The sequence below is a fragment of the Nocardia sp. NPDC004582 genome (assembly GCF_053602115.1).
Window position 1 is genome coordinate 10,758 of sequence record NZ_JBSGCY010000069.1, and the last position, 23,949, is coordinate 34,706.

At 67.6% G+C, this 23,949-nt stretch carries 23 protein-coding genes and 2 tRNA genes; 14 read left to right on the forward strand and 11 right to left on the reverse strand.

Annotation, left to right across the window (positions count from 1 at the left end; all coding sequences use genetic code 11):
* Positions 1–153: 153 nt before the first annotated feature.
* On the reverse strand, positions 154–1,020 hold the full coding sequence (locus ACWELJ_RS19810) for a helix-turn-helix domain-containing protein (RefSeq protein WP_452367601.1): 867 nt from the start codon (positions 1,018–1,020) through the stop codon (positions 154–156).
* A 152-nt stretch (positions 1,021–1,172) separates the two neighbouring features.
* Positions 1,173–1,487 (reverse strand): hypothetical protein, encoded by a 315-nt coding sequence (locus tag ACWELJ_RS19815; protein WP_452367602.1) that lies wholly within the window; start codon positions 1,485–1,487, stop codon positions 1,173–1,175.
* Positions 1,488–1,857: 370 nt separating this feature from the next.
* On the opposite strand from ACWELJ_RS19815, the gene ACWELJ_RS19820 reads away from it, so the two are divergent.
* From ACWELJ_RS19820 to ACWELJ_RS19835, 4 genes are all read left to right on the forward strand, one after another.
* On the forward strand, positions 1,858–2,748 hold the full coding sequence (locus ACWELJ_RS19820; RefSeq protein WP_452367603.1) for a helix-turn-helix domain-containing protein: 891 nt from the start codon (positions 1,858–1,860) through the stop codon (positions 2,746–2,748).
* The gene (locus tag ACWELJ_RS19825; protein ID WP_452367604.1) at positions 2,745–2,987 is read left to right on the forward strand and encodes a DUF397 domain-containing protein; all 243 of its coding nucleotides are present in this window, start codon (positions 2,745–2,747) and stop codon (positions 2,985–2,987) included. The genes ACWELJ_RS19820 and ACWELJ_RS19825 overlap by 4 nt, the downstream gene beginning before the upstream one ends.
* Positions 2,988–3,121: 134 nt before the next feature.
* Positions 3,122–3,490, forward strand: a complete 369-nt coding sequence (locus ACWELJ_RS19830) for a VOC family protein (RefSeq protein ID WP_452367605.1) — start codon at positions 3,122–3,124, stop codon at positions 3,488–3,490.
* A gap of 204 nt (positions 3,491–3,694) precedes the next feature.
* Positions 3,695–5,257, forward strand: a complete 1,563-nt coding sequence (locus tag ACWELJ_RS19835) for an alpha/beta fold hydrolase (RefSeq protein WP_452367606.1) — start codon at positions 3,695–3,697, stop codon at positions 5,255–5,257.
* Positions 5,258–5,355: 98 nt separating this feature from the next.
* On the opposite strand, the gene ACWELJ_RS19840 is transcribed toward ACWELJ_RS19835, so the two are convergent.
* On the reverse strand, positions 5,356–6,066 hold the full coding sequence (locus ACWELJ_RS19840; protein ID WP_452367607.1) for a histidine phosphatase family protein: 711 nt from the start codon (positions 6,064–6,066) through the stop codon (positions 5,356–5,358).
* A gap of 563 nt (positions 6,067–6,629) precedes the next feature.
* Between ACWELJ_RS19840 and ACWELJ_RS19845 the strand changes: the two genes are divergently transcribed.
* On the forward strand, positions 6,630–7,967 hold the full coding sequence (locus ACWELJ_RS19845; protein WP_452367608.1) for a family 1 glycosylhydrolase: 1,338 nt from the start codon (positions 6,630–6,632) through the stop codon (positions 7,965–7,967).
* Positions 7,968–7,972: 5 nt separating this feature from the next.
* Here ACWELJ_RS19845 and ACWELJ_RS19850 read toward each other — a convergent pair whose 3' ends face one another.
* The 5 genes from ACWELJ_RS19850 to ACWELJ_RS19870 form a co-directional block, all read right to left on the reverse strand.
* Complete coding sequence (locus ACWELJ_RS19850) at positions 7,973–11,881, reverse strand: NACHT and WD repeat domain-containing protein (protein WP_452367609.1); 3,909 nt, start codon at positions 11,879–11,881, stop codon at positions 7,973–7,975.
* Between the two features lie 377 nt (positions 11,882–12,258).
* Complete coding sequence (locus ACWELJ_RS19855; RefSeq protein WP_452367610.1) at positions 12,259–12,639, reverse strand: DUF4189 domain-containing protein; 381 nt, start codon at positions 12,637–12,639, stop codon at positions 12,259–12,261.
* A gap of 403 nt (positions 12,640–13,042) precedes the next feature.
* Positions 13,043–13,115: transfer RNA gene (locus ACWELJ_RS19860), tRNA-Arg, on the reverse strand.
* Positions 13,116–13,180: 65 nt separating this feature from the next.
* Positions 13,181–13,256: transfer RNA gene (locus ACWELJ_RS19865), tRNA-Leu, on the reverse strand.
* 245 nt (positions 13,257–13,501) lie between these two features.
* Positions 13,502–14,392: a LysR family transcriptional regulator gene (locus tag ACWELJ_RS19870; protein ID WP_452367611.1), complete on the reverse strand. Its 891-nt coding sequence runs from the start codon at positions 14,390–14,392 to the stop codon at positions 13,502–13,504.
* A 132-nt stretch (positions 14,393–14,524) separates the two neighbouring features.
* Between ACWELJ_RS19870 and ACWELJ_RS19875 the strand changes: the two genes are divergently transcribed.
* The gene (locus tag ACWELJ_RS19875) at positions 14,525–14,905 is read left to right on the forward strand and encodes a DoxX family protein (protein ID WP_452367612.1); all 381 of its coding nucleotides are present in this window, start codon (positions 14,525–14,527) and stop codon (positions 14,903–14,905) included.
* 176 nt (positions 14,906–15,081) lie between these two features.
* Positions 15,082–15,570 (forward strand): hypothetical protein, encoded by a 489-nt coding sequence (locus tag ACWELJ_RS19880; RefSeq protein WP_452367613.1) that lies wholly within the window; start codon positions 15,082–15,084, stop codon positions 15,568–15,570.
* On the opposite strand, the gene ACWELJ_RS19885 is transcribed toward ACWELJ_RS19880, so the two are convergent.
* Entirely contained in the window at positions 15,567–16,073 is a 507-nt protein-coding gene (locus tag ACWELJ_RS19885; protein WP_452367614.1) for a hypothetical protein, read from the reverse strand. The two genes, ACWELJ_RS19880 and ACWELJ_RS19885, sit on opposite strands and share 4 nt — an antisense overlap.
* 224 nt (positions 16,074–16,297) lie before the next feature.
* Here ACWELJ_RS19885 and ACWELJ_RS19890 point away from each other — a divergent pair, with 224 nt between their 5' ends.
* The 3 genes from ACWELJ_RS19890 (at position 16,298) to ACWELJ_RS19900 (ending at position 19,905) form a co-directional block, all read left to right on the forward strand.
* Positions 16,298–17,356: an asparagine synthase-related protein gene (locus tag ACWELJ_RS19890; protein ID WP_452367615.1), complete on the forward strand. Its 1,059-nt coding sequence runs from the start codon at positions 16,298–16,300 to the stop codon at positions 17,354–17,356.
* Positions 17,353–18,120 carry a pyrimidine reductase family protein gene (locus tag ACWELJ_RS19895; protein WP_452367616.1) on the forward strand — a complete coding sequence of 256 codons (768 nt, stop codon included), beginning with the start codon at positions 17,353–17,355 and terminating at the stop codon, positions 18,118–18,120. The genes ACWELJ_RS19890 and ACWELJ_RS19895 overlap by 4 nt, the downstream gene beginning before the upstream one ends.
* Before the next feature lie 420 nt (positions 18,121–18,540).
* A complete protein-coding gene (locus tag ACWELJ_RS19900) occupies positions 18,541–19,905 on the forward strand; it encodes a glycosyltransferase 87 family protein (protein ID WP_452367617.1) in 1,365 nt (454 codons plus the stop codon).
* Here the strand turns inward: ACWELJ_RS19900 and ACWELJ_RS19905 are convergent.
* A complete protein-coding gene (locus ACWELJ_RS19905; RefSeq protein ID WP_452367618.1) occupies positions 19,865–20,149 on the reverse strand; it encodes a YciI family protein in 285 nt (94 codons plus the stop codon). The two genes, ACWELJ_RS19900 and ACWELJ_RS19905, sit on opposite strands and share 41 nt — an antisense overlap.
* A 41-nt stretch (positions 20,150–20,190) precedes the next feature.
* Positions 20,191–20,733: an amino-acid N-acetyltransferase gene (locus ACWELJ_RS19910; RefSeq protein WP_452367619.1), complete on the reverse strand. Its 543-nt coding sequence runs from the start codon at positions 20,731–20,733 to the stop codon at positions 20,191–20,193.
* A 120-nt stretch (positions 20,734–20,853) separates the two neighbouring features.
* On the opposite strand from ACWELJ_RS19910, the gene pgsA reads away from it, so the two are divergent.
* The 4 genes from pgsA (at position 20,854) to ACWELJ_RS19930 (ending at position 23,579) form a co-directional block, all read left to right on the forward strand.
* Entirely contained in the window at positions 20,854–21,570 is a 717-nt protein-coding gene (pgsA, locus tag ACWELJ_RS19915; RefSeq protein ID WP_452367620.1) for a CDP-diacylglycerol--glycerol-3-phosphate 3-phosphatidyltransferase, read from the forward strand.
* A 52-nt stretch (positions 21,571–21,622) separates the two neighbouring features.
* Positions 21,623–22,117, forward strand: coding sequence for a CinA family protein (locus ACWELJ_RS19920; protein WP_452367622.1), 495 nt, complete (start codon positions 21,623–21,625; stop codon positions 22,115–22,117).
* 81 nt (positions 22,118–22,198) lie between these two features.
* Positions 22,199–22,564, forward strand: a complete 366-nt coding sequence (locus ACWELJ_RS19925) for a helix-turn-helix domain-containing protein (RefSeq protein WP_213556733.1) — start codon at positions 22,199–22,201, stop codon at positions 22,562–22,564.
* Between the two features lie 187 nt (positions 22,565–22,751).
* Positions 22,752–23,579: a PspA/IM30 family protein gene (locus ACWELJ_RS19930; RefSeq protein WP_452367621.1), complete on the forward strand. Its 828-nt coding sequence runs from the start codon at positions 22,752–22,754 to the stop codon at positions 23,577–23,579.
* The last annotated feature ends 370 nt before the right edge of the window (positions 23,580–23,949 follow it).

The following is a 23,949-nucleotide window of genomic DNA, read 5'->3' on the forward strand; positions in this document are numbered from 1 at the left end:
CCACCTCGCTGCGGGGGGGGGTTTCCCGGGGGGCGGCCGCGCCCTCATCTATGTACTCCCCTCACGACCTCTCTTGACCGCCCCCCCCCACCCCCCCCCCCCCCCCCACCACCCCCACGTGCGGCCGACCCCTCGACGGCCGCTGGAAAATGGTCAATGGGTTGCCGTGCGCTGGATTTCGCTCCGCAGTTCAGAGAGAAACGCACGGGCGTCGGTGTCGTGTAAAGCCATTTCGGCCAGGGCCGCCCAGCGGCGGCGATGGGCGTCGACGAGTTCGGGGCCGCGTGTCACCATGCTGCCCGCGATAGGTTCCGAGGAAGCGAGGGCGTGGTCCTCGTTCTCGTAGATGACGAAACCGTGCGGGATCGTGGTGCTCGCCTCGATGTCCTGCGGAATCACCGCGATGGTGACCGTATCGAGGGTCTCGATCGAGATGATGCGGTCCAGCTGTGCGAGCAGCAGGCGATACGGTCCGGGCCGAAAACGCAAGGCCGCCTCGGTCATCAGGAATTCGAAGCGCTTGGCGGGGTCGTACAGCACCCGCTGGCGATCCAGCCGCGCGGCGAGCGCGGCCGCCAGGGCGTCGGGCGCGTAGGGCGGATCGAAGGTGGCGAACACCCGGCGGGCGTAGTCGGCGGTCTGGAGCAGGCCCGGTACCAGTGCGGGCTGGAAGTTCCGTACCACCCGCGCGTCCTGCTCGAGCGCTTGCACATCGTCCTGCAGATGCGGACGGTGCGCGAGCGCCCCCGCCCAGTCCTGCACCTCGGGGGAGTGCGCCGCTTCGGTGAGCGCGCGCAGCGACTGCCGGCAATCCACCTCCGCCCCAACCGCTTCGGCCCAGCCGAGCACCTGAGGTAGCGGGGGAACCACGGTGCCCGCCTCGATCCGGGACAGGGTCGACTGGCTGATGCCGACACGCTTGGCCAATTCTCGCCCGGAGATTCCGGCCAGGTCTCGCAACCGGCGCAACTCCGCGGCCAGCTGCTGGCGCGGAGTCGACTGGTGCGCAACGGAATTCACGGCGCTGACCGCCGCCTCCGTCGCGCCCGTTGCCGGTTGATTCGATGAAACCATGATGATTCAGATCGAATCAGTTCGATTCAGCCGAGTCAAGCCGTGGCCGGTCGACTCGTGAATCAGCGAGCTCGACGGAAGCCGCCTCCAGGTGTCGTTCAGCTCGTGGGCGTGGCATACCCGCGGACCGTCTCCTCCACCGATCGCCGCACGTCAGAACCATCGAATGGTTCTGTGCCGTCAAGGATTTCGTCCAGAATCGAGGCTCGATCCAGCGTCGCCGGAATGTGATGCGCATCTCGCGCGCTCACCACCACCGCGAGCAGCACCGTCGCGTAGACGCGCGACCGCGGCACGAGCAACCGCCACCCGCGCCGCTCCAGTTCCCGAATCCTCGCCTCCACTGTCTCCAGCACGTCCTGAATCACCTGCAGCTCGATCTGCTCCCGGTCATCGCAGGGCATGCCGGCCACCCAATCCCGCCGCGCCGCTACCGAGGAAGGTCGCCGCGAGCAGCGCCACGCCGAATCGCCATGCGCCACACGACCGTCTGCGGTGTGTGGTTGGCCGCCGCCGTCCCCGACCGCCCCTCCCGCCCTTCCGCCGCTCGGATTCGATTCGCTCGGTGATGGACTGAACCGACCACGGGCTCACGCTGGACATCACGATCTCCTCCCTGCCGATGCTGTGCCACCAGTAGACCGCCGAAAACTGGCTGCTCACAGTGAAATCGGACGTTCCGAACAGAATTGGTCCGAATCGCCAGGATGGGGTCCGCGCCCGGCGTACAGTCTGTTCCGCGATGGCGTGCGCTTCCGTTCCGAAAATGCCGAGGATGCAGACATGGCCGACGATGATGAACCCTCCACCCTTCCGCGGCGACAGCTCGGGCGATTCCTGCGGGAAGCTCGCGAGGGGCGCGGGTTCTCGATGGACCGTGCGGCGAACCTGGTGGAGTTGAGCAAGACCGCGCTACATCGGATCGAGACGGGCGGAGTGAAAAAGATGCGCGTCCGCGATATTCGAGCGTTGTGCGAGCTGTACGAGGTCAGCGAGGCGGATACGGCCCGCGCGGTTCAGTTGGCTGAGCAGGCGCGAACCCCATCCTGGTACACGGCGTTCAGCGGGCTCTACAGTGACGCGACGTTCAACATGTACGTCGGGCTGGCGGCGTCGGCGCGGAGGCTGATCGCCTTTCACGAAATGGTTCTGGGGTTGGTGCAGACGGCCGACTACGCCAGAACGCTGATCAGTGCCTTCTATCGGGACGGTAGCGCCGAGGACATCGACCGCCGCGTCGAATTGCGCCTGAAGCGGCAGACGATCATCACCCGCAAGGTGGAACCGGTCCAGCTCGAACTGCTGCTGCACGAATCGGCCCTCCACCGGGTGGTCGGCAATCGGCGAATCATGGCCGCGCAGATGAGGCATCTGGCCGAGATCAGCACGCTGCCCAACGTGTCCGTTCGAATTCAGCCCTTCGCCAGCGGCTACGCGTGGGGAATCCTGCACGGCCCGTTCGTGATCCTGGATTTCGGCGATGACCTGCGAGGTCATCGCGTCGAGCCACCGCTCGTTTACTGCGAGGGCAACGGCAAACCGGACCTGTACCTGGAGCACGCCGACGACGTGCAGCGCTACATTGACATTGCCTCCGCGGTCCGCCGCACGACACTGGACGAGACCCGTTCGCGAGACCTGCTCAGGCAGGTGGCAAGGAGCTATCAGACATGAGTGCCGACCTATCCGGAGCGGAGTGGTTCAAGAGCAGTCACAGTGGCGGACAGACCGATTGCGTAGAGGTCGCGTGGCTCGGCGAAGGCGGCGTCGGGGTGCGCGATTCGAAGAACCCAGCCGACGGAGCTTTGATTGTGACTCCAGCCCAATGGGATTCGTTCATCGGCAGGGTGGCGGTCAATGCGTTCGACCGACCCCGAGGGTTGCTGGAGCGCCAGGACCCGATCCTGGACTGACGGGATCAGCGCCGGCCCCCGGTCAATGAGCTGCCGGAGGGGTCGCCAGCCGGTGTCGCGTTCTTACAATCGCGGGCCGCGTCGGCGTTGCAGACTGGGCTGACAGCAATGTTGTTGCGGGAAGGAATAAAACCATGGCAGTTGCCACACTGAAGATGCTCACCCTGGACAGTGCCGACGCGCGGCGAGACGCGGAGTTCTGGGCGGCCGCGCTCGGTTGGAAGATTGCCCACGCGCAGGACGAGTACGCCATGCTTACTGGTCCGGACCATGCGCTGGGATTCGGCACGGTCCCGGATTATCAGCCGCCCACCTGGCCGAACGAGAATGGAACCAAGCAGTTCCATCTGGATCTGGCGGTCGAAGACCTCGAGATGGCCAGTAAGCAACTCGTCGAGTTGGGCGCTACGGTGCCGGAGTTTCAACCGGGCGAAACCTGGCGGGTGCTGCTCGATCCGAGTGGCCACCCGTTCTGCCTCACCCTGGCCGCCAATTGGAGCTAGTTGACCGGTCTGGCCATATCTGACCGAGTATCCTGAACAGCCGCATGGCGCGCGGTCAGCTCGACGTGGGCCGCCGACCGCACCATCGGATTCGGTGATCTGCCATGGAGTTTCACCTCCCACGCTGTGCTGCGGGTGGTGGATCAGGGTTGTATGGCAGGGTGGGGCGGGCGTTGGGTTGTCGGCGTTCGGAAGGTGTCGTTGGTGGGTTTGGGTTTGGGGCGCAGTGGGCTTCGGCGCTTGCGGGTTGTGGCCTGCACGGTGGTGTTCGCGGGGTTGGTGGGGGTGCCGGCGGCCGAGGGGGCGGATCCCTATGAGGATTCGCTCGCGGAGGCAGCCGTAGCGCCTGTGCTGCGATGGGTGGACTGTGCCGAGGGGTTCGAGTGTTCGACCGCCGCGGTGCCGTTGGACTATCACCGGCCGCAGGAGGATCGGATCGAGCTGGCGGTGATCAAATTGCCTGCCACCGACCCCGGTAGCCGGATCGGGACGCTGTTCGTCAACTTCGGTGGGCCGGGGCCGTCGGGGGTGGATCGCCTACGGGAGCGGGCGCGGTGGCCGTGGCTGTTCTCGCCGGAGCTGCGGGAGCGGTTCGATATCGTGTCGTGGGATCCGCGCGGGGTGGCGCGGAGCGCGGCGGCCCGGTGCTTTCCGAACACCACCGAACAACTCGCGTTTCTCGGATCCTTCCCGGACATGCCGGGTGACCAGGCCGGGGAGGCGGACTTCTATGGCCGGAACCGGGAGTTGGCCGAACGCTGTCGCGCGCTGGCCGGGCCGGTTCTCGACCACGCCTCGACCGCCAATACCGCGCGGGATCTGGAGCTGCTGCGGCGCGCGGTCGGTGACGCGCAGCTGACCTATCACGGTATTTCCTACGGGACCCTGGTCGGCGCGACCTACGCCAATATGTTCCCCGGCCGGGTTCGGGCCATGGTGTTCGACGGGTCGATGGATTTCGACGGCAGTGTGAACGGCCATGACGGACAGGGCGATACGGTTCCAGTCGATACCCGCCAGAATGTGGCCGCCGGCATCGCCGCGACATTCGATGCGTTCCTGCGCGATTGCGCCGCGGCGGGTCCGAAGTGTGCGTTCTCGGCCGGTGATCCCGCACTGAAGTGGCCGGTGCTCGCGGAGCGGGCGCGGCTGGCGCCGATTCGGCTGGCGGGAGAGACCTTCACCTATTCGTCGATAATCAATGCGGCGGCGAACCTTTCGCGCCCCGACACCTATCCGCAGCTCGCGACGCTGTTGCAGACGCTGTTCGACGCGGGCACCTCGTGGCCGGGCATCGTGCCCATCGCGGATCGAGAGTCCTATACCGGCAATCGCACCGAGGCCTTCTACGCGACCCAGTGCGTGGACAGCGCCGTCCCCACCGATCTCGGCGTCTACAGCCGCACCGCGATCACCGAGGACGTGCGGGTTCCGTACTTCGGCCGGATCGGCGTCTTCGACATGACGGCGTGCGCGTTCTGGCAGGCTCATGACGCCGACCGCTACATCGGCCCGTGGAATCGCCCCACCGCCGCACCGATCCTGGTGCTGAACAGCACATTCGATCCGGCGACGCCTCTGCAGGGCGCGGTCACCGGAGCCGCTCAGCTGGCGCGGGCGCAGGTCGTGACCATCGAGGGCATGGGCCACAGCAGCATGTATGTGGCCAGCACCTGCGCCGAGCGCGTCAAACGCGACTACCTGTTCAGCACCGAACTGCCGCCGGCCGGAACCGGATGCGCCGCCGACGCTTCACCGTTCAGCTGAGCCGTGGACGACTGCGTGGTGGGGACCCTGGGTTGAGATACGACCGCGCCCCGGAGCCATCGATCGTGTCGGTGACATCCGGGGCGCGGAAGGGTGAATCAGCCCAGCTCCGGGTGGCCGACCCATTCGACAATCGTCCAGCCCTTCTGCGGGCTGCCCTTGAGGATGACGTGGCCGCCGTTGCGCATCGGGTCGGTGCCGAGTTTGCTCTTGTCGGCGTTGCCGGCGTTCATCATGGACCAGAACATGATGGTGCCGCCGTGCGAGAAGATCACCGGGTTGGTGCAGCCGCGACGCTGCACATCGAGCAGTGCCTGATCGACGCGGCCGTCGAACTCATTGCCGTCGATGGAGCCGGGAATCCGGGCGGTCAGGTCGCCGGAAAGCCACTTGATCGGCGCTTGCAGGTACCCGGACATCGCCTGGGCCTCCGGGGTGCCTTCGTACTGGCCCGCCTCGATCTCCCGGAAACCGGGCTGAATGTCGAGGCTCAGGGCCTGCTTGGCGACGGTCGGCGCCGCGGTCTGCTCGGTGCGCACCATGTTCGACGCGAAGGCGCAGTCATACTTCTTGTCGGCCAGCTGGAGGGCCAGATTGTCTGCCTGTGTCCGGCCGCGCGGGGTCAGGTCGGGCCCGGGCACCTTGGTGTCGATCATGCCGGAGGTGTTACCGAAGGACTCGGCATGACGCACCAGGGTGATGACCATTTCGCCCGAGCCGCTACCGGAACTGCTGCCGGAGCTCGGAAGGCCGATATCGGCGGACGCGACGCCGGTGGTAGCGGTCGCGGCCGCGACCGCGGTCGCCATCACCGCAACGGACAAGCGAAGAGATCGGATTCGCATGGGTGGGAATGCCTTTCATCGTGGCGAACGCCACGTCAGGTATGCCGAAAAACCGGACTGTGGAGTGTCGCGTCTCACAGAAGCAGCTATCCGCCCGAATCAAATACGGTGTATCCCATTCATCGGGATCTTTCGCGCACCGGACCGCGCGCAGGCGAATCCACCGGCATGCAAGGTGCCCCACGCCGTGAGCACCTGCTGTGGCCGAATTCCCCCAGCCCAAGGCGTTTCGTTCATCGGCGTGCCCGAAAGGACTCGAACCTTACGACCGATAACGCCGCAACAGCCGCGAACAGCGCAACATGACCTGCCGCACTACAGGCTCTGAGCAATCTCTAGTTCAACGTGCGTGCCGAGAATTCCGCGACGGAAAATCGAGGAACGCCGGAGCGTCGACTGCACACGTTGTGTCGGCGTAGCGGGGATCGGTGAGGTGAACGGGAATGCAACGAGCACAGCCGATCTCGATCGACGTGTGACACGATCAGCGGACCTGACCATTCTGCCAACGCCGGCCAGGAGGGACTATGCGTAATATCGCGCGCCGCGCCGTTCTCGGTATGGCTGCCGCGGCTGCCGCGAACGCCGTTGCCGGGCGGTTCGGCACCGCACGCGCCCAGACCGCCGCACCACCGCCACTGGGTTCCGAGTTCCTGTGGGGCGTGGGCAGTTCTGGTTTTCAGAGTGAGGGGCATACTCCGGACAGTCACCAGCGGCGGTCGTTCGCGGCGCGCTCGGAGCTGGCGCGGTTTCCGGACTCGGTGGACTTCTACACTCGCTACCCGGACGACATCGCGTTGGTCGCGGATCTCGGTGCCGGGGTTTACCGGATCACCATCGAGTGGGCGCGGCTGCAACCCGAGCCCGGTGGATGGGATGAGGCGGGGTTCGAGTTCTACGACCGTGTGCTCGATGTGATGGCGGCGCACCGGATCCGCCCGATGCTTGTGCTGGATCAGTGGGTGTATCCGGTATGGATCGGTGAGCGCGGCGGCTGGCGCAGTCCCGCCGTCGTCGATGCGTGGGTGGCGAACGCGCGGACAGTGGTGGACCGCTATGCGGGTCGCGATCCGCTGTGGATCACCTTCGCCGACCCTGCTGCCTATGTGAAGTACGAGGTGCAAGACGGCATGCCCGGCACCGAGATACCGGCCATGGCATCGCGGATCGTCGACGCCCACACGACCGTCTACGAGCACATCCACCGGGTACAGCCAGGCGCGCGGGTGGGGTTGTCGGCCAATGTCATGACCAACCTCGCTGGGTACGGCTCCGATCTCGCGATCCTCGATCGGGTCGCCGACCGCGTGGATTTCATCGGCCTCGGCAACACGGTCAGCGTGTCCCTCGATGTGTTGCCGGCGCTGGCGTTGCATGCGCTGATCGCTCCCCGCGATCTGAGCAGTCCGCTCGCGCATGCGGTGCAGCCGGAATCGATGTACTACGCGTTGCGGTACTGCGCGCGCAGATTTCCGGGCAAGCCGTTGTATGTGGTGGACAACGGGATCGCGTCCTGGAACGGGACGCGCGTCGACGGGTACGGCCGCGCTGATCACCTGCGCGACACCATCTACTGGCTCCAACGCGCCCGCGCGGACGGTATCGACGTGATCGGCTACAACTACTGGGGTTTGACCGACAGCTTCGAATGGGGCGGTTACGACCTTCGCTACGGCCTCTATACCGTCGACGTGCGCACCGACCCCACCCTGACCCGCCGCGCCACCGACGCGGTCGCCGCTTACCGTCAGATCACCGCCACTGGCGGGGTGCCTGACGGCTACCGGCCCAGTCGCGCACCGGCGGTGTGCTCACTGGTGGATGTGCCGTCCAGCTGTAGTGAACCGGTGACGATTCCCCGCTGATCGGGTCACCTGCACGGGTTTTCGATCCTGTGCCCGGGGAACTCGGCTTCCAGCCGTTTGACGATTGTCGCACCGGTCAGGGCGCAGATGCGTATGCGCGCGTGCTCTGGGTCAAGGTCCCAGATCCGGAGTGCGCCATCGCGTCCGCCTGCGATGAGGTGGCGGTCGTCGAGGAAGGCGACATTCCACACGCCTTCCCCGGGTGTGGTGAGTGACCGGCCGTTCAGGGACGGGGCTTTCGAGGAGGAGGTGTCGACCAGTTGGACTGTTCCGTCGTTGCCGCCCACCGCGAGTAGGTTGCCCGAGGGTGAGTAGGCCACCGACTGGACGAGGTTGCTGGTCACCGCGAGCGGGGCGGCGAGGGGCGTGATCTTGGAGGGGTCGGAGATGTCCCAGAACCGTATTCGGCCCGACTGCCAGCCGACCGCCACGGTCTTGCCGTCGGGGCTGACCGCGAGCCCGCTGCCGTCGAGTCGATCGGAATCCACCGCTCCCAGCGGTGTCGCCGGGTTGGCCGCGTGTGGATCCCATACCTGGAGGATGTCGGTGAGACTGACCACGACACGGCCGTCTCTCGAGGCGGCAGCTTGAATACCGCTGCTGGCCAGGGGTGTCTTGAACCGCAGAACGCCGTCGCCCTTGCGGACCAGGTTGCCCGGTTGGGAATAGTCCCACACCTGTAGATGAGGGAAGGGATCGGCGAGTGCGACCACCAACACAGGCTGGTCGACGGCGAACGCGACGCCGAATGCTCCGTCGAAGGTCTTGACGAGTTGTTGGTCTTTCGGTGCTGCCGTGTCGAGCAGTCTCATTTGGCCCGCTTGCATCATCGCGACGTATCGCCCGTCGTGGCTCATGGTGGGGTCGAGCGGTGGCAGCCCACCGGGGCCGCGGTAGTCCGGTCCGGGTAGGGTCGCGGCTATTCGCGCGGCCGCAGGGTTGGTCAGATCCCAGATGTGGGTGTTTTGGCCGGGCACGGCGGTGATCATCGCGTGCCCGTCGGCGCTGATCGCCGACGCGAGCGACCCGACTTGCCCGGCCTGTCCGGCCAGCACACCCGTCGGCAGTGACCAGTGCTGGACGGTGCCATCGTCGAAGGCAACAGCCCCGTGCCTGCCATCGGGGGCGAATGCGCCGATCATCACCGTGCCGCTGCAATGACCGCCCGGCGCGGAGCAGTCGGCGGGAGCGCCGGTCAGCGAGATACCCAACGGTGTCGGTTTTGTGCGATCACCGAGGTTCCACAACTGAACCCCCGTCACGGACATTGTCGCGAAATAGCGGTCACCGCCGCCGAATCCGAGACCCCGCAGGTACCAGGCAGAGGACACCGGGAACGACGGGGTGACCGTCTTGGGCTCAGACGGGTTGTCCAGGCTGATGAACTTGACGCTGCTCTGTCCCGGATAGGGCGAGTCTTGGCCCGCACCCATGTCTCCGACCGCCAACAGCGGTGTCGTCTGCGCCACCGACATCATCGCTCTGTCCGTTTGAACGATCACGGTGGTGCCTTGCAAGGACTCCCGTGTGAAATCCAACGGCCACGCGGTGGTGGTGTATGCGCTGCCGGTTGGCTGGCGTGGTGTCTGTGTGGTGGTGATCAGGGCGTTGTCGTTGCCGGTGAACTCGATCGCCATCGGCGAACCCAGCAGGGGTGCCCGCACCGGGATCTTCACCGGGTGCGTGTGGGTGCTGATGTCCCACAGACTGATCTCGGATGCATGCGCGACAGCCAGCGTGCGGCCGTCATGCGACAGCGCCGCGTTGGTCGGTGGGCCGGCGGGTTCGAATTCGGAGACCGGTTGCGGCCATGTAGGATTCGATCGATCGTAGACGCGGATGACGTTGTCGGAGCTGGCGGTGATCAGCGTCGAGTCGTGCACTATCAAGCGCATGATCTGTGTGTTCCGGCCGGCCGGACCGGGCAGCCGAGCCGCCAGTGTGGCGGGTCCGGTGTCGTCGACCTTCCACAGCCGCACCTCGCCGTCTTTGCCGGCGACTGCGAGCGTGCCGTCGGACAGATAACCCAACCCGCTATATCCGCCGTGCTGATCGGTGAATGTCTTTGCCACGGGCAGTGTTTGGCTGGCGATCAACCGGGTCCGGACGTCGGGATGGTCAGGTTTGCGGTCGTAGGCCAGCACCGCCAGCTGCGCGGCCAGCGTCGGATCGGTCGACTGCTGCCGGTCGGCCTCCTGCAGAACACGAGTCAGGAATTCGGCCTGGCGATCACGTTCACGAGCCAAAGCTTGCCCGCCGAGCCCCAGAGCCACGACCAGCACGACGACCACGCTCGAGGCCACAGCGGCGATCCGCCGTCTCCGCGCGCGGATCGCAGCGGCCAGGAACCTCGCGCTGGGTCCGTCCGGCGCCGGATGGCTGCCACGCGCCCGCACCAGCCGCGTGCCCCGGTACAACAGCGCGGCGCTGCGGTCGGACGCCTCCCATTCCGCCGCATCAGCTTCCATACGCCGGCGCACCAGCAGCGCGTCCCGATCAGCGTCGATCCACTCCCGCAACCGAGGCCACGCCTCCAGCACGACCTCATGGATGAGAGTGACATGGCCATCGTCCACGGTGACCAGCCGCGCCGCGGCCAAACGATCCAGCGCGGCCTCGACGGCCCCCGGATTCACGGCGTGCGCGGTGATTTCCGTGCGCGGTAGACGACGGCGGGTGTCGCGGGTGCCGTCACCGACCGCGACCATGGCAACCAGCAGCTGCTGCGCGGCCTCGCGCTGGCCGTCGTCGAGCCGCTTCCAGGCCAGCTCGGCGGTATGTGTGATCGAGGAGGCCACACCGCCCGCCGCGACGTAGGCGGCGATGGTGAGCCGGCGGCCACTGTGCTTCTCCCACACCGCCGCCATGACATGCGACAGCAATGGCAGCGCGCCCACGTCGTTGTTATCGGACAGCCGAACCAGATCAGCCAGGATCAGCTCGGTCAACTTCTCCTCGAGCTCGACACCGGCGCGCCGGGCAGGGCCGGTGATGACTTCCTTCAGTTCGTCGGCGAGCGGGCGCCGCAAGACGACACAGTTGCGGATGGTCCCTGCGTTGGCGGAGCCCGTTCCATCTGCGGCGCCGACCCCCGCCTCTGACGCTGTGCCACCCGCCAGCGCCTGCGCCAGCACCGGCGTCTCCAGGCACCGGGCGAGAAAGTCCGACCGCACACTCACGATCACCGTTGTGCCCGCAGCCGCGGATTCGACGAGCCGATCGAGGAATTCGCTACGGTCCTGCGCGCCGAATGTGGACGCGAACAGCTCTTCGAACTGATCAACGATCAACAAGCGGTGGTTCTGCTCCGCCCGAGCCCACACCTCACCAGAACTGTCAGCGGGGGTGCACCATTCGTTCGACCAGCCGGCCGGCAAGTTCGGAATCAATCCCGCTGCCAGTAGCGACGATTTCCCCGAACCGGACGCGCCGACCAGTATTCCGATGCCGCCGCCATCGGTATCGATGCCGTGCACCAAGGCGGTGAGCTCCCGGATCGCCCGATCACGGCCGAAGAACCGATCGGCATCCTGACTCCGATACGCCGCCAAGCCTGGATAGGGGCAGGCGGACTGCGGAACCCACTTCGTCGCTTGCTCGTACAGCGACCGCCAATACTCTGGGCGGACCAGTTCCGGTGGTACCGGTGCCCTCGCGTTGGCCGTCCTGTCGATCAAGACCTTCAACACCGGCCACACCGAATCGAAGTCCTTGGGCAGTGTCTTGCCGTTTTTCCAGTCGCTGAAACGCTGGAACCCCAAACCCTTGGCATCAGCCACCCGGGCCGGTCCCATCAGCTCGTTCGCCGCCGCGGCGACCCGCTTCTGCGGCAGCTTCCCCGCCAGTAACCACAGCTCGGTGAGCCTCTGCGCGAACAATTCCCGCGATGAACCGGACCCCGGCGGCACGGACACGAACACCCCATATGGTCGATCGGAGGGACCGGTTCGCTTGTGCGGCACTCGATTTCGATCCCAGGACCGACCCTACGCGCTCCACGCCGACCCGACCGCGGATTCGATCCGGTCATCTGCCCCGATACTCCATCTGGCCACCGGAATCGATTGCGGCACTGGCCGAATGCCCGGCCGGTCACGATGACCAGGCCGGGCATCCCGCGCTAGGCCCCGCGATATTCCACCTGACCGCCCGGTTCGATACCCGGATGAGCTAGCAGATAGTGGCGGATATGCGCCGCCTCGGCCTCGGATTCGATGGCCCACGCCGTCTTGTGCCGGCATTCACCACAGTGGATCCGATACCGTTTCCGTGATCCGAACATGGCCGTCTCCTAGGTGGTGCAGTGCCATCCGGTGACCGACGCCCCGCGCCCGGCCGCCGACAACGCCTCGGCATCCGCGATGGACAGCGTCCGCCCGCTGCCGTAACCGATGCCGCGGGGACCCTCCGCGATCGCCGCGCAGCCGTTGTACCAGCTGAATTTGTACACGCAATCGCTGTACCCGCACGCGTTCTTGGCGCCGGCGATGGCGGCGCTCAACGAGGGAGCGTCCCACGACCAGCCGAACCGATGACCGGACTCGGAGCGGGCGATGGCACCCCACATGGTCGAGGAGGCGTGCGCCTGGGGTGCGTTCGTGATCGAGACTCCACCGATGCTCGCCGTGGCAACCGCCAGGGCCGAGGCGAGACCGAAAACCAGCTTCTTCATGATGTTTCTTTCGAAAAGGCGGGACTCCCGCGAATTTGATCGAGACCCGGATGCGTCACGCTGGGCCTCGTCCGACGCTTGGAGTCTCGGCCAGGCCATCACTGGCCAACCACGACGCGACCGCCGCGACTCCGGATCGGCGCAGGTCGCAGCCGTTCCTCAGAGTTCCGGACCGGAGGCTGGGCAACCCTGCTCGGCCGCAGCGATCCGCAGGCGCGCGAGCCGAAGCGCCACAACTCGAACCTGGGTGTCACATCTGAACATGACAGTGTCAATGTCAACGGCGGATTCTGGTTCTGACGGTCGTGCAGCCGGTCGAGGCAAAAGGCCTCCGATGTAGGCGCGGTCGACCACACTGGCCGTGTCCGGCCGGCCTCCTGAAGCGCCAGAACTCGAAAATCGGTGTGCCCGGGAGGATTCGAACCTCCGGCCCCTTGCTTCGTAGACAAGTGCTCTCTCCGCTGAGCTACGGGCACATGACCCCGCGCGGATGTCGGCGTTGACATCTACTCGGCACTGAGGTGCGCGGGGTTGGATGGGTTGGTTCCCTCGGTGAGATTCGAACTCACACTGGACGGCATCTGAGACCGTTGCCTCTCCCGTTGGGCTACGAGGGAATGCGCGTGACAGCGAAAGGGCCGCTCCCGCTGCGATGGTGCGGAGGCGGCCCTGGCGGCTCGTGGGGCGAGGCCGCTAGAAGTCGCTCCGGACGCGCAGGCGGCGGGCGAGGTCGAAGGTGATGAGGGGCTGGTTCAGCTCGGTCACGGGGGCCGCCTTTCCGGTCGTCGTGGTGTGTTGGAACCACGGTAGCAACGGGTTGCGCAGCGGTAAAACGAATTTCGGGACGGGGGAGGGCGGTGGGTCAGAGGGTGATCGGGCCGAGGTCGGCGGCGGTGCGGGCCAGGGCGTGCAGGGCCGGATTGTCGGTGGTGGAGCGCCAGGTCAGGGCGAAATGCAGGGGCGGGGCGTCCGGCATGGGCAGGAAGACGATGCCGGGGGGATTGTTGGAGCGGGCGGCGATTTCGCCGAGCGGGTGCACGCAGCGGCCGGAGGCAACGTGGGTGAGGATCTCGTGGAAGGTCCGGGCGGCGGGGCCGCGGGGGATGCGGCGGCCCGACGGAGTACTGGTGGGGGTCATGGCGGCGGCCCAGTAGTCGGGGGCGTCGGGGCCATAGTCGAGCACCTGGTTGTCGGCCAGGTCTTCGAGGGATGCGGAACCACGCTGTACGAGGGGATGGTCGTCCGGAACGGCCAGGACTCTGCCGCTGATCAGGACCGTCGGCCCGACGGTGACGTCGGGCTCGGAGACCGGCAGCCACAAGACCGCCGCATCGTGCTCGCCCGCCCGCAGCGACGGGAACGCGTCACTGGCGTTGATCTCGCCGAACTGGATGTCGCAGCCCGGATACCGGGCCCGGAAAGCGTCCACGAGGCCGCGCAATTCGTGCCCGGCATGACCGAAGACGCCCAGCCGCACGGTCTTTCCCGCGCCGAGCCCGGCCGCCTCGGCCCGGGCGAGCGCCTGCTGGAGCAGGTCGTGGACCTGCTGCAGGTCTTCGCGCAATCGCCGCCCGACCGGGGTCAACCGGACCCGGCGACTGGTGCGGTCGAACAGTGCGGTGCCGATGCGACGCTCTTGTTTCGCGATCGCCTGGCTGACCCGCGCCTGCGAGACATGGAGTCGCTCCGCCGTCCGCCCGAAGTGCAATTCCTCGGCGAGCGTCAGGAAGATCTCGATGTCCCGCAACTCCATTGATCACCCCAGACTTATCGATCGGTGCACGAACCTTACCTTGTTCGCGTCCTGACCTGCCGCGATGCTGAGTTCATCACCGAAACCGGTTCCCACCACGGAGCCGAAATCGCCTGGAATGAAGGACATCTCATGAACATCGCACTGTGGATCACGGCCGGCCTGCTCGCGGCGGTCGCACTGGTCGCCGGTGTCAACAAGGCCTTCCTGCCGATGGCGAAGCTGGCGGCCGCCCCGGGCGGCGGCTGGGTCACCGACCTGGGCGCCGGATTCGTCCGCACGCTCGGCGGTCTCGAGATCCTGGCCGCGGCCGGACTGATCCTGCCCGCGGTCCTGGGCATCGCGCCGGTGCTGGTCCCGGTCACCGCGGTCGCCTGGATCGCGCTGATGCTCGGTGCGATGTACACCCACGGCCGGCGGGGCGATTATCTGCTCGTCGCGGCGAATCTGGTCTACGTCGCCGTCGCCGCGTTCATCGCCGTGGGTCGCTTCGGGCACTGGTCGTTCGCCTGACCACCGATCCCGCCGCCGCGCCGCCCGCACCCGGCCTGCCTCGCCACGCGATCCGCCCGGTTATCGTTGATTGGTCAGGAATGGGAGAATTGCGGACGTGAGCGTCGCCATCATGAAGTACAGAATTCAGCACGGGGTGCCGGCGGGTGTCGTGGCACCCGTCGGCGGGTAGTTCGATGTCGGACCAGGAAGTGCCGGGGCGGGGATCCCTGCCGGGGCCCGGCGCGAACCGGTTCGATGCCGTGGAACGGCTGCGCGCGAAGCTGGAAGCCATGCGGGCAGGCGAGACCGCCACGCCCAAACAAGACGATTCCAATCTCACCCGCCTGCCGCGCCGCCCGCGGCGCACCACCGACCCGGCTCCCGGCCCGCCGTCCATGCCCTGGAATCCGGCGGGCGGCTCCGCCTACGATCCCGCGCCGACCCGGCCGGTGACCCGCGCGGAACTGCAAGGTGAGACGGGCTGGCTGCCGATCGATCCGGGCCGCGCCCAGCACCCGGCCCCCGCCCCCGAGGCGGGCCGCGGCGACGGCAGCGTCATCGACTTCACCGCGGCGCGGCGGCGTCGAGCCGGTGAGGATGCCCCGGCCACCGGCATCCGGCCCATCGCCAAACCGCGCCGCATCGGATCCGACGGGCCCGAGACGAAGGGTGATCGCGGCTAGAGCCGCTTGAAGACCCAGCGGGCGCGCGGCTCGTCGCCGACATGGCCGAGCAGTGCGATGGGCACGGCCGAGGCGGTATCGCCGTAGAGGGTCAGACTCGGGTCGGACGCCAGGCTGACGCGATGATTGCCCGCGGTCTCACTCACGAACCACAAACCCGTATCGGCCACGCCGCACACCGCCTGCCCCACGGAATAGGTGACCGGGTCGAGCTTGACCGGTTGCAGGCACAACCTGGTCGAGGAATTCAGCAGTTGGAACACCGGACCTGCGGGCCGATAGGTGATCAGCACCGTCTCCCAGCGATTCACGTCCGCGCCATCGTCGACGATCGACTTCGCGCCGGTGGGGGCCGTCACCACCGGGCGCAGCGTGTAGGCCGGCTGCGCCTCCAGGAAGATGCGATACCGGCCCGGGCGTAGTGGCTCGGCAGCGGCGGGGGTGATCGTGACGGCGGCGAGAATCAGGTGAATCACGATCACGAGAACGGCGCGGGCGGACATGACGCGGCTCGATCCTTTCCGGGCAGTGCGCAGGTGGATTCACGCTGCGCACGGGTGAATTCGACACGTCGGCGGCCCGGACACGAACACGGGCCGCCACGCTTTCCTATTCGAGGCCGGTACCCCTCCGGCGTGCCCGATTTGCACCGTCGCGGTTGAAATTTCCGGAAGGCCGGGTGTTGTAGGTTCGACTGCGTGATTCGCGGCGAAGGAGTATCGAACCCATGACGACTGCTCGCACCGAGCGGGTCCGTGCCGAGCAGACCGGCGAGACCATGCAGTTCGTCGCCGACCTGCGCGATATCGCCACACCCGACCCGGGGCTGCGGCAGGTCACCGACCCCGCGGTGGCGGCCGAGCAGATCGGGTGGGAGTTGCGCGATCGGCTACGGGCGGTGCTCGACGCCGCCACCGCCGATCCGGTGGTGCTGCTGTCGGGCGGAGTCGACTCGATCCTGGTCGCCGCGGCCGCCGTCGCCGCCGGTGCGCGCCCGCACGCGATCACCATCGTCTCCGAGGGCGGAACGGACCGGGAGAACGCGGCCGCCGCGGCGCGGGTGCTCGGCCTCACCCACGAGGTCGTCGAGATCGGCGAGCAGGACGTCGTCGACCTGGCCGCACAGGCGATCGACCGCCTCGGCGTACCGGAACTGTGGGAGGTCACCTACGCGGTCCCGCTGCTCGCGGCGCTGCCCGCCCTGGACCGCCGCGGCACGGTCGGTCCGATCCTCACCGGCAGCGGCGCCGACGCGATCGTCGCGGGCGGCAAGCAGTTGCGGCACCCGATCGACTCGCTCGAGGCGGTGGCGGAACTCGACCGGACCATTCGCAAGGAATCGGCGAACAACTTCGTCCACGCGCGCCTGGTGCCGGACTTCTATCCGCGGATCATGGGGGAGTACGCCGACCGGTTCGTGCACGTGTTCCAAACCGTCCGCATGTGGGAGGTCACCGAGACCTTCGCTCCGACAGCCCTTTTCGGCGAACACGACGGAGAACCGGCCGACAAGCTGTGCCTGCGGCTCGCCTGCGAGGCCCTGCTGCCCGACTCGGCGCGGGGACTCGCCTGGGCGAAGAAGTCGGCGATCCAGCGCTCGGCGGGGATCATGGGCGCCCTGGCCACCGCCGCGCGTCGGCGGGCCGCGGCCATGCCCGGCGCGACCGCCTACGGCGACCCGATGACCGAACCGTACGAATCGGTCGCGACCCGGCTGTTCCTGGCGCTGCTCGCCACAGATCGACAAGGGCTCACCGCGGATCGAGAAGGAAAGGGCGTCCGATGACAACCAGCGGAACCTCGGCGGCAGGGATCCCCGACATCGTCGCCGCCGCCGGCCTCACCGACGACGATCTCGCCGATCTCTACGCCTACCCCGACGCCACCGAACCGCGGGTCCGCGCGAACTTCGTGGCGTCCGTGGACGGCGCGATCAGCACGAACGGTTCCTCCAGCGGCCTGACCAGCCCCTTGGATCAGCGCGTCCTGAAACTGTTGCGCAGCCTCGCCGACGTCGTCCTGGTCGGGGCGGCCACCATCCGGGTCGAGGACTACCGGGGCATCCGGATCCCCGAATCCGGTCAGCGGCGCCGCGAATCCCAGGGCCTGGCACCGATTCCGCCGCTGGCGGTGGTCAGCGGCCGCGCCGACATCGACCCGGGCTCACGGCTGCTCACCGACACGATCGTCCCGCCCATCATCCTGACCACGGCCGCGGCACCGGCCGCCGCCAAGCGTGACCTGGCCGCCGCGGGCGCACAGGTCATCGAGCTGGGCTCGGATCGCGTCGAGACCGGCGCCATCATGGACACCCTCCTCGGCCTGGGCATGCGCCGGATCCTGTGTGAGGGCGGCCCGAGCCTGGCGGGCCAGCTGGCGGCCGACGACGTGCTCGACGAACTGTGCGTCACCACCGCACCCGCCGTGGTCTGCGGCGATGCCCGCCGCATCACCCATACCGAGCGCCCGGCGCGGCTGCGGATGGACTGCAAGCACATCATCTTCGATACCGATGGCTTCCAGCTCGCCCGCTGGGTGCGGAAGCCATAGCGCGGGCGTTCCGATGCCAGCCTGATCCGGTTCCGCTCCGGCGCAAGATGATTCGCGTGATCGGGTCCGGACTGCGCTGGCTCTGCGGTGAAATAGGCGGTGGCACACTATATTTGAGATCGGGCACGCGTGTCTCGTGTGCAGTCCGGGCAAGGCGCGATGCCCACAATTCCGTGGGCCCACTGGCCAGGGCGTGTGGTACGGCTCACAGGTCGGTTCCGGGGCGTGTCGCTGCCGGTACTGTCCTGTTTCGTCAAACATGCTGAGCGATCACCATGGGCGATTACCCCCGAGCGGGCCCCGAACCGACGCAGACCGGTCCGGGGCCCACTCGGTCCCGCGCGTCCAGGGGTGACGTGAAATCTGTTGTGTAGCAGCGTGATTGCGCCCGCTGTCCGATTCTGTGGCTATTGTGGACAGATGGTTGCGGAGGCTAAAGAGTTTGTCGTCAGGGCGCGGCACCCACGCGCCGAAGCCGATGTGACCGACCGGATGCTGATCATCGGCCCGCTGCTCGCGGCGGCCGCGATCGTGTGGCACATCTACGCGCTACCGATCGACAATCCCTATTACGGCCTGTTCAGCAACGGCATCGATCTGGACGTCTATCGGGCGGGCGGTGCGGTGATCCGCGCGCGATCGGGCCTCTACGACAGGCCGGTGATATTCGGCATGGAGTTCACCTACACCCCCTTCGCCGCCCTGGCCTTCGTGCCGCTCACCGTCTTGTCTCTGGTCACCGTGAAAGCGCTGTGGTGGACGGCCACCCTCGCGGCGCTCGTCGCCATCGCCGGGCGCTGCCTGCTCGCCCTGGGATACCGGAACACGGTGCGCACGTGGATGTTCGCGCTCCCGCTCGCGGTGGCGTGCACGGTGCTGGAACCGGTGCGCACGACCATCTGGCTGGGGCAGATCAATATCTTCCTGGCCCTGCTGATCATCTGGGATCTGACCGGACCGCGCGGGGCGTCCCTGCGCGGCGCGGGCGTCGGGCTCGCGGCCGGGATCAAACTGACGCCGATCTTCTTCCTCGTATACCTGGCCTGCACCCGTCAATGGCGGGCGCTGGGCGTCGCGTCGGGGACCTTCGCCGCGACCGTCGCCATCGGCTTCCTGCTCCGTCCGCACGAGGCCTGGTCGTACTGGAGTCGCCAGATCGCCGCCCCAGAACGCGTCGGCGCGGTCGATTCCCCGGCCAATCAGTCCGTGAACGGTTTCCTCGCGCAGCTGTTGCGCTTCTTCGATATCGAGCGCTACACGGCGAACCCGTTCGGCATGACCGTGTTCGAGCCGCCGGCCTGGCTCTGGATACTCGTGGTTCTGCCGGTCGCGGTCCTCGGGCTGCTCGCCGCCGTCCTGGCCCATCGCGCGAACCGCGAGCTACTGGCCGTCACCGTGACGGGTATGACCGCCGCCTGCGTCTCCCCGTTCTCCTGGGGACACCACTGGGTGTGGTTCATGCCCTTGGCGATTCTCACCTGGCATTACGCGCGCACCACGACCGTCCGCTGGGCCCCGCTCGCCCCCGTGAGCGTCGTCCTCATCGGATTCAGCTGGTGGTGGACCTTCTCCGACCGTCCGGAGATGGAGGGCGCCCCGCATCCGATCGGCATCGGCCTGTTCATGCTGCCCCGCGCAGACCGGTCGGTGTGGTGGTCGTACCTCACCGTGCCGACCTACGCGGGCTGCTATCCGGCGCTGATGATCGCGGCCAGCGCCGTGATCATCTGGCGCAGCACGTGGTTCAGGGCGCGAACGCGCCCATGGTCGGCAACCATTCGGTGATCCGCTTGTCCTCGAGCAGGCCCTCACGGTTGAACGGGTCGTCCTCGAACAGCTTGGTGACCGCGGCCAGGTCCTCGGCCGAGACCAGGATGAGCGCCCCGGACCCGTCCGCGTAGGGCCCGCTGGTGAGCACGGTGCCCTCGTCGACGAGCGCGTTCAGCCAGGCCCGGTGCTCGGGCCGGTGGATGTCGCGGGCCGGGACGGTGGCCTCGGAGTAGACGTAGTGGACGGCGAAGACGGCCATGGGCACGCTCCTGATCGAAATCGGTGACGGATACGGAAGAGTCAGAGCGTCAACAGCATTCGGGTATTCCCGAGCGTGTTCGGCTTGACGTAGGACAGGTCCAGGAATTCGGCGACACCGGTGTCGTAGGACCGGCACATCTCGGCGTACACCTCCGCCGTCACCGGCGTGCCCTCGATCTCCGCGAATCCGTGCCGGGCGAAGAACTCCACCTCGAAGGTGAGCACGAACAGCCGCCGCAACTCCAGCTCCCGCGCGACCGCGATGAGCTGCTCCACGATCAGCCGGCCCGCGCCGGTGCCCTTGATGTCGGGGTGCACCGCGACCGTGCGCACCTCGCCGAGATCGGCCCACAGCACGTGCAGCGCTCCGCAGCCCAGAATCACCCCGTCGCGTTCGGCGACCCAGAATTCCTGCACCGCCTCGTACAGCGTCACCAGGTTCTTCTCGAGCAGGATGCGGCCGGCGTAGATATCGATGAGGCGTTTGATCTCGGGCACGTCAGAGGTTCGCGCTCGGCGGACGACCGGCGCTTCCGCCGCCTGCCCGCCGATCGAACCGCTGTCTGGTGCCCGTGTTGTCATGGGGTGCACAGTAGTCGGCCCGCGTACCGATAGGCTTGTCGGTGTGTCGCACATCCAGTTCTCCCGCATCCCGGCCTGGTCCGGAAACCGTGGCCGGTCCCACGGCCGGTGGGGGCGCTGGTGACGGTGCAGCGTGACGAGATCGAGGGGCGCTGGGCCGACGCCGGTCCCGCGGTGAGTCCGGGCTTCACGCCGGCCGCTCGCCCGCAGGTCGACCGCCCCGAATCGGTGGCCGTGCATCGGCCGGAGGCGCTGGTCGAGGCGAAGCCGGTGCCGCTGCTGAACATCGCCAATGTGCTCACCATCCTGCGCATCCTGATCGTGCCGCTGTTCCTGGTGGCGCTGTTCGCCGCCGGCGGGCACGACACCACGTGGCGCTGGATCGCGGCGGGCGCGTTCGGCGTCGCCGCCATCACCGATCGCATCGACGGGCAATTGGCCCGCAAATACGGTCTGGTCACCGACTTCGGCAAGCTGGCCGACCCGATCGCGGACAAGGCGCTGATCGGGGCCGCGCTGGTCGGGCTGTCCATGCTGCACGATCTGCCGTGGTGGATCACGCTGGTGATCGTGGCCCGCGAGCTGGGCATCACGCTGCTGCGGCTGGCCGTGGTCCGGCGCGGGGTGATTCCCGCGGGCCGCGGCGGCAAGCTCAAGACCCTGGTCCAGTCGGTCGCGATCGGCGTGCTGCTGCTGCCGCTCTCGGGCGGATTCGCCGCGGCCGGAATGGACTTGATGTACGTGGCCGTGGTGCTGACGGTGGTCACCGGTCTCGATTACGTCGTGCAAGCGGCCCGGCTGTGGTTCGGGTCGCCGGGCGGCAGTCGTGGCGCGTGAGGTCCGGCCCGACATCGACGCCCTGCTGTCGCGAGTAGCGACCGCCGGACCCATCCCGCCCGACCCGCTGGTCACCTCCGCGCCCGCCGGCGACCTGGTCGCGGCCCTGCTCGCGGCCGGTCAGACGGTGGCCACCGCGGAATCGCTGACCGCCGGACTGCTCAGCGCCGCCATCGCGGGAATTCCGGGCGCCAGCGCGGTGTTGCGGGGTGGGCTGATCGTCTACGCCACCGACCTCAAGGCGTCGCTCGGCGGTGTGAGCGCCGACACGCTGACCGTCGATGGTCCGGTGGCCGCGAGCACCGCCGAACAACTCGCCGTCGGCGCACGGGAGCGGTGCGGAGCGGACTGGGGAATCGGACTGACCGGGGTCGCCGGACCCGAACCACAGGACGGCCGACCGGTCGGCACTGTATTTGTTGGTATAGCGGGTCCGGAGTCCACCGAGGTGCTTCGGTTGAAGTTGCCGGGGGACCGGTGGACGATCAGGGTGGGCGCGGTACGCGCCGCGGTCACCGAGCTCGTCCGCTTGGTTCGGGGCGAGTGACGACACCGGGAACGCGCGGCCGACGCCGGACGTTGTCCAGTCAAACGCTGGGTCCGGCGAGACGAGTGTGAGGAGAACGAGATGACGCTGCTGCGAGAAGCCATCGGGGAAAGCCTGCGGCGCGCTCGGGTCGCCCAGAGCCGGACGCTGCGTGAGGTCTCCACCTCCGCGCGAGTGAGCCTGGGGTACCTGTCCGAGGTCGAACGGGGTCGCAAGGAGGCGTCGAGCGAGCTGCTCGCCGCCATCTGCCAGGCCCTGGACGTCCCGCTGGCGCAGGTGCTGTTCGATGTGAGCTCCACCATGGCCGACGCCGACAAGGCCGCCGCGAAGGTGCCCGTCCGGGGTGGCGACGGTGACGTGGCGATGGCCGCGGACGGAACTTTCGGCCCCCGCATCGTGATTCCGGCCCCCAAGTCGGATCGTCTGGTGCTGGTGGCCGCCAAGTGATCGCTGTACTGAGGGGCCGAAAGGGATAAATTCTCTGTAGGCTTCGTCCCGGAGAGGTCGTGCTGTTGCCGAAATCTCCGGAACGACCGTTGCACAGTGGAGATATGGGACAACAGGGGTGCGCGACGGTCGCGCACTACTGTCGCGCTACGGGGCGCGGCACGTCATATGGAGGCGGGATCAATCGATGGCTAATCCGTTCGTGAAGGCCTGGAAGTACCTGATGGCCCTCTTCGACTCGAAGATCGAAGAGCATGCGGATCCGAAGGTTCAGATCCAGCAGGCCATCGAGGAAGCCCAGCGCCAGCATCAGGCCCTGTCGCAGCAGGCCGCGTCGGTGATCGGCAACCAGCGCCAGCTGGAGATGAAGCTCAATCGTCAGCTGGACGAGGTCGAGAAGCTCAATGCCAATGCGCGCCAGGCGGTTATGCTCGCCGACCAGGCCACCGGCGCGGGCGACACCGAGAAGGCGATCCAGTACACCAATGCCGCAGAGGCTTTCGCCGCGCAGCTGGTCACGGCCGAGCAGTCGGTCGAGGACCTGAAGGTGCTGCACGACCAGTCGCTGCAGGCCGCCGCTCAGGCCAAGAAGGCCGTCGAGCAGAACGCCATGCTGCTGCAGCAGAAGGTCGCCGAGCGCACCAAGCTGCTGTCCCAGCTGGAGCAGGCCAAGATGCAGGAGCAGGTCTCGGCCTCGCTGCAGCAGATGGACTCCACCCTCTCCGCGCCCGGCACCACCCCGAGCCTGGACGCCGTCCGCGAGAAGATCGAGCGCCGCTACGCGAACGCCCTGGGTTCGGCCGAGCTGGCCCAGAATTCGGTGCAGGGCCGCATGATGGAGGTCCAGCAGGCCTCGATCCAGATGGCCGGCCACAGCCGCCTCGAGCAGATCCGCGCCTCCATGCGCGGCGACGCCCTGCCCTCGGGCAACAACGCGCAGCAGCAGATCCCGCAGGGCCAGCCCGCCCAGCCGGCGGCGCAGCCGTTCAACAAGGGCCAGGCCGCCCAGCAGTAACTGCTGCGCGGAAAGTAGTACACGATGGGGAGATCGCGGGCCGACCAGAGTCCCGCGACCTCCCCTGTCCGTTTTCTCCGCCGAACCCGGACGAAAACCCCAGACCCCCTCCCCGGCTTCCCCTCTCCCTTCGGTGCACCGGCAAACCCCCAGCCGCCCGCCCAGCCCGAACCCTCCGCGCCCGGAACGGCTTCCGCACCGGCTCCGGCCGGTTTCCCGGCGCCGGAACCCGATCCGGTCGGTCGGACTGCCGCGGCGGGCGCGCCTTTCGATGACCGTTCCGCTGCCCGACCCGCCACCGCGCCTGCGGAACCCGAACCCGCGCAGTCGGTGACGGCGGCCTCGCCGCGCGTGCCCCGGCCGGCGCAAC

Coding starts and splice junctions, on each gene's coding strand:
- ACWELJ_RS19885 (WP_452367614.1), bottom strand. CDS start 16,073: ATGTCCGCCCGCGCCGTTCTCGTGATCGTGATTCACCTGATTCTCGCC.
- ACWELJ_RS19895 (WP_452367616.1), top strand. CDS start 17,353: ATGACAACCAGCGGAACCTCGGCGGCAGGGATCCCCGACATCGTCGCC.
- ACWELJ_RS19930 (WP_452367621.1), top strand. CDS start 22,752: ATGGCTAATCCGTTCGTGAAGGCCTGGAAGTACCTGATGGCCCTCTTC.
- ACWELJ_RS19910 (WP_452367619.1), bottom strand. CDS start 20,733: ATGACAACACGGGCACCAGACAGCGGTTCGATCGGCGGGCAGGCGGCG.
- ACWELJ_RS19840 (WP_452367607.1), bottom strand. CDS start 6,066: ATGGCGACCGCGGTCGCGGCCGCGACCGCTACCACCGGCGTCGCGTCC.
- ACWELJ_RS19825 (WP_452367604.1), top strand. CDS start 2,745: ATGAGTGCCGACCTATCCGGAGCGGAGTGGTTCAAGAGCAGTCACAGT.
- ACWELJ_RS19905 (WP_452367618.1), bottom strand. CDS start 20,149: ATGGCCGTCTTCGCCGTCCACTACGTCTACTCCGAGGCCACCGTCCCG.
- ACWELJ_RS19820 (WP_452367603.1), top strand. CDS start 1,858: ATGGCCGACGATGATGAACCCTCCACCCTTCCGCGGCGACAGCTCGGG.
- ACWELJ_RS19880 (WP_452367613.1), top strand. CDS start 15,082: ATGTCGGACCAGGAAGTGCCGGGGCGGGGATCCCTGCCGGGGCCCGGC.
- ACWELJ_RS19845 (WP_452367608.1), top strand. CDS start 6,630: ATGCGTAATATCGCGCGCCGCGCCGTTCTCGGTATGGCTGCCGCGGCT.
- ACWELJ_RS19925 (WP_213556733.1), top strand. CDS start 22,199: ATGACGCTGCTGCGAGAAGCCATCGGGGAAAGCCTGCGGCGCGCTCGG.
- ACWELJ_RS19900 (WP_452367617.1), top strand. CDS start 18,541: ATGGTTGCGGAGGCTAAAGAGTTTGTCGTCAGGGCGCGGCACCCACGC.
- ACWELJ_RS19875 (WP_452367612.1), top strand. CDS start 14,525: ATGAACATCGCACTGTGGATCACGGCCGGCCTGCTCGCGGCGGTCGCA.
- ACWELJ_RS19870 (WP_452367611.1), bottom strand. CDS start 14,392: ATGGAGTTGCGGGACATCGAGATCTTCCTGACGCTCGCCGAGGAATTG.
- ACWELJ_RS19890 (WP_452367615.1), top strand. CDS start 16,298: ATGACGACTGCTCGCACCGAGCGGGTCCGTGCCGAGCAGACCGGCGAG.
- ACWELJ_RS19830 (WP_452367605.1), top strand. CDS start 3,122: ATGGCAGTTGCCACACTGAAGATGCTCACCCTGGACAGTGCCGACGCG.
- ACWELJ_RS19855 (WP_452367610.1), bottom strand. CDS start 12,639: ATGAAGAAGCTGGTTTTCGGTCTCGCCTCGGCCCTGGCGGTTGCCACG.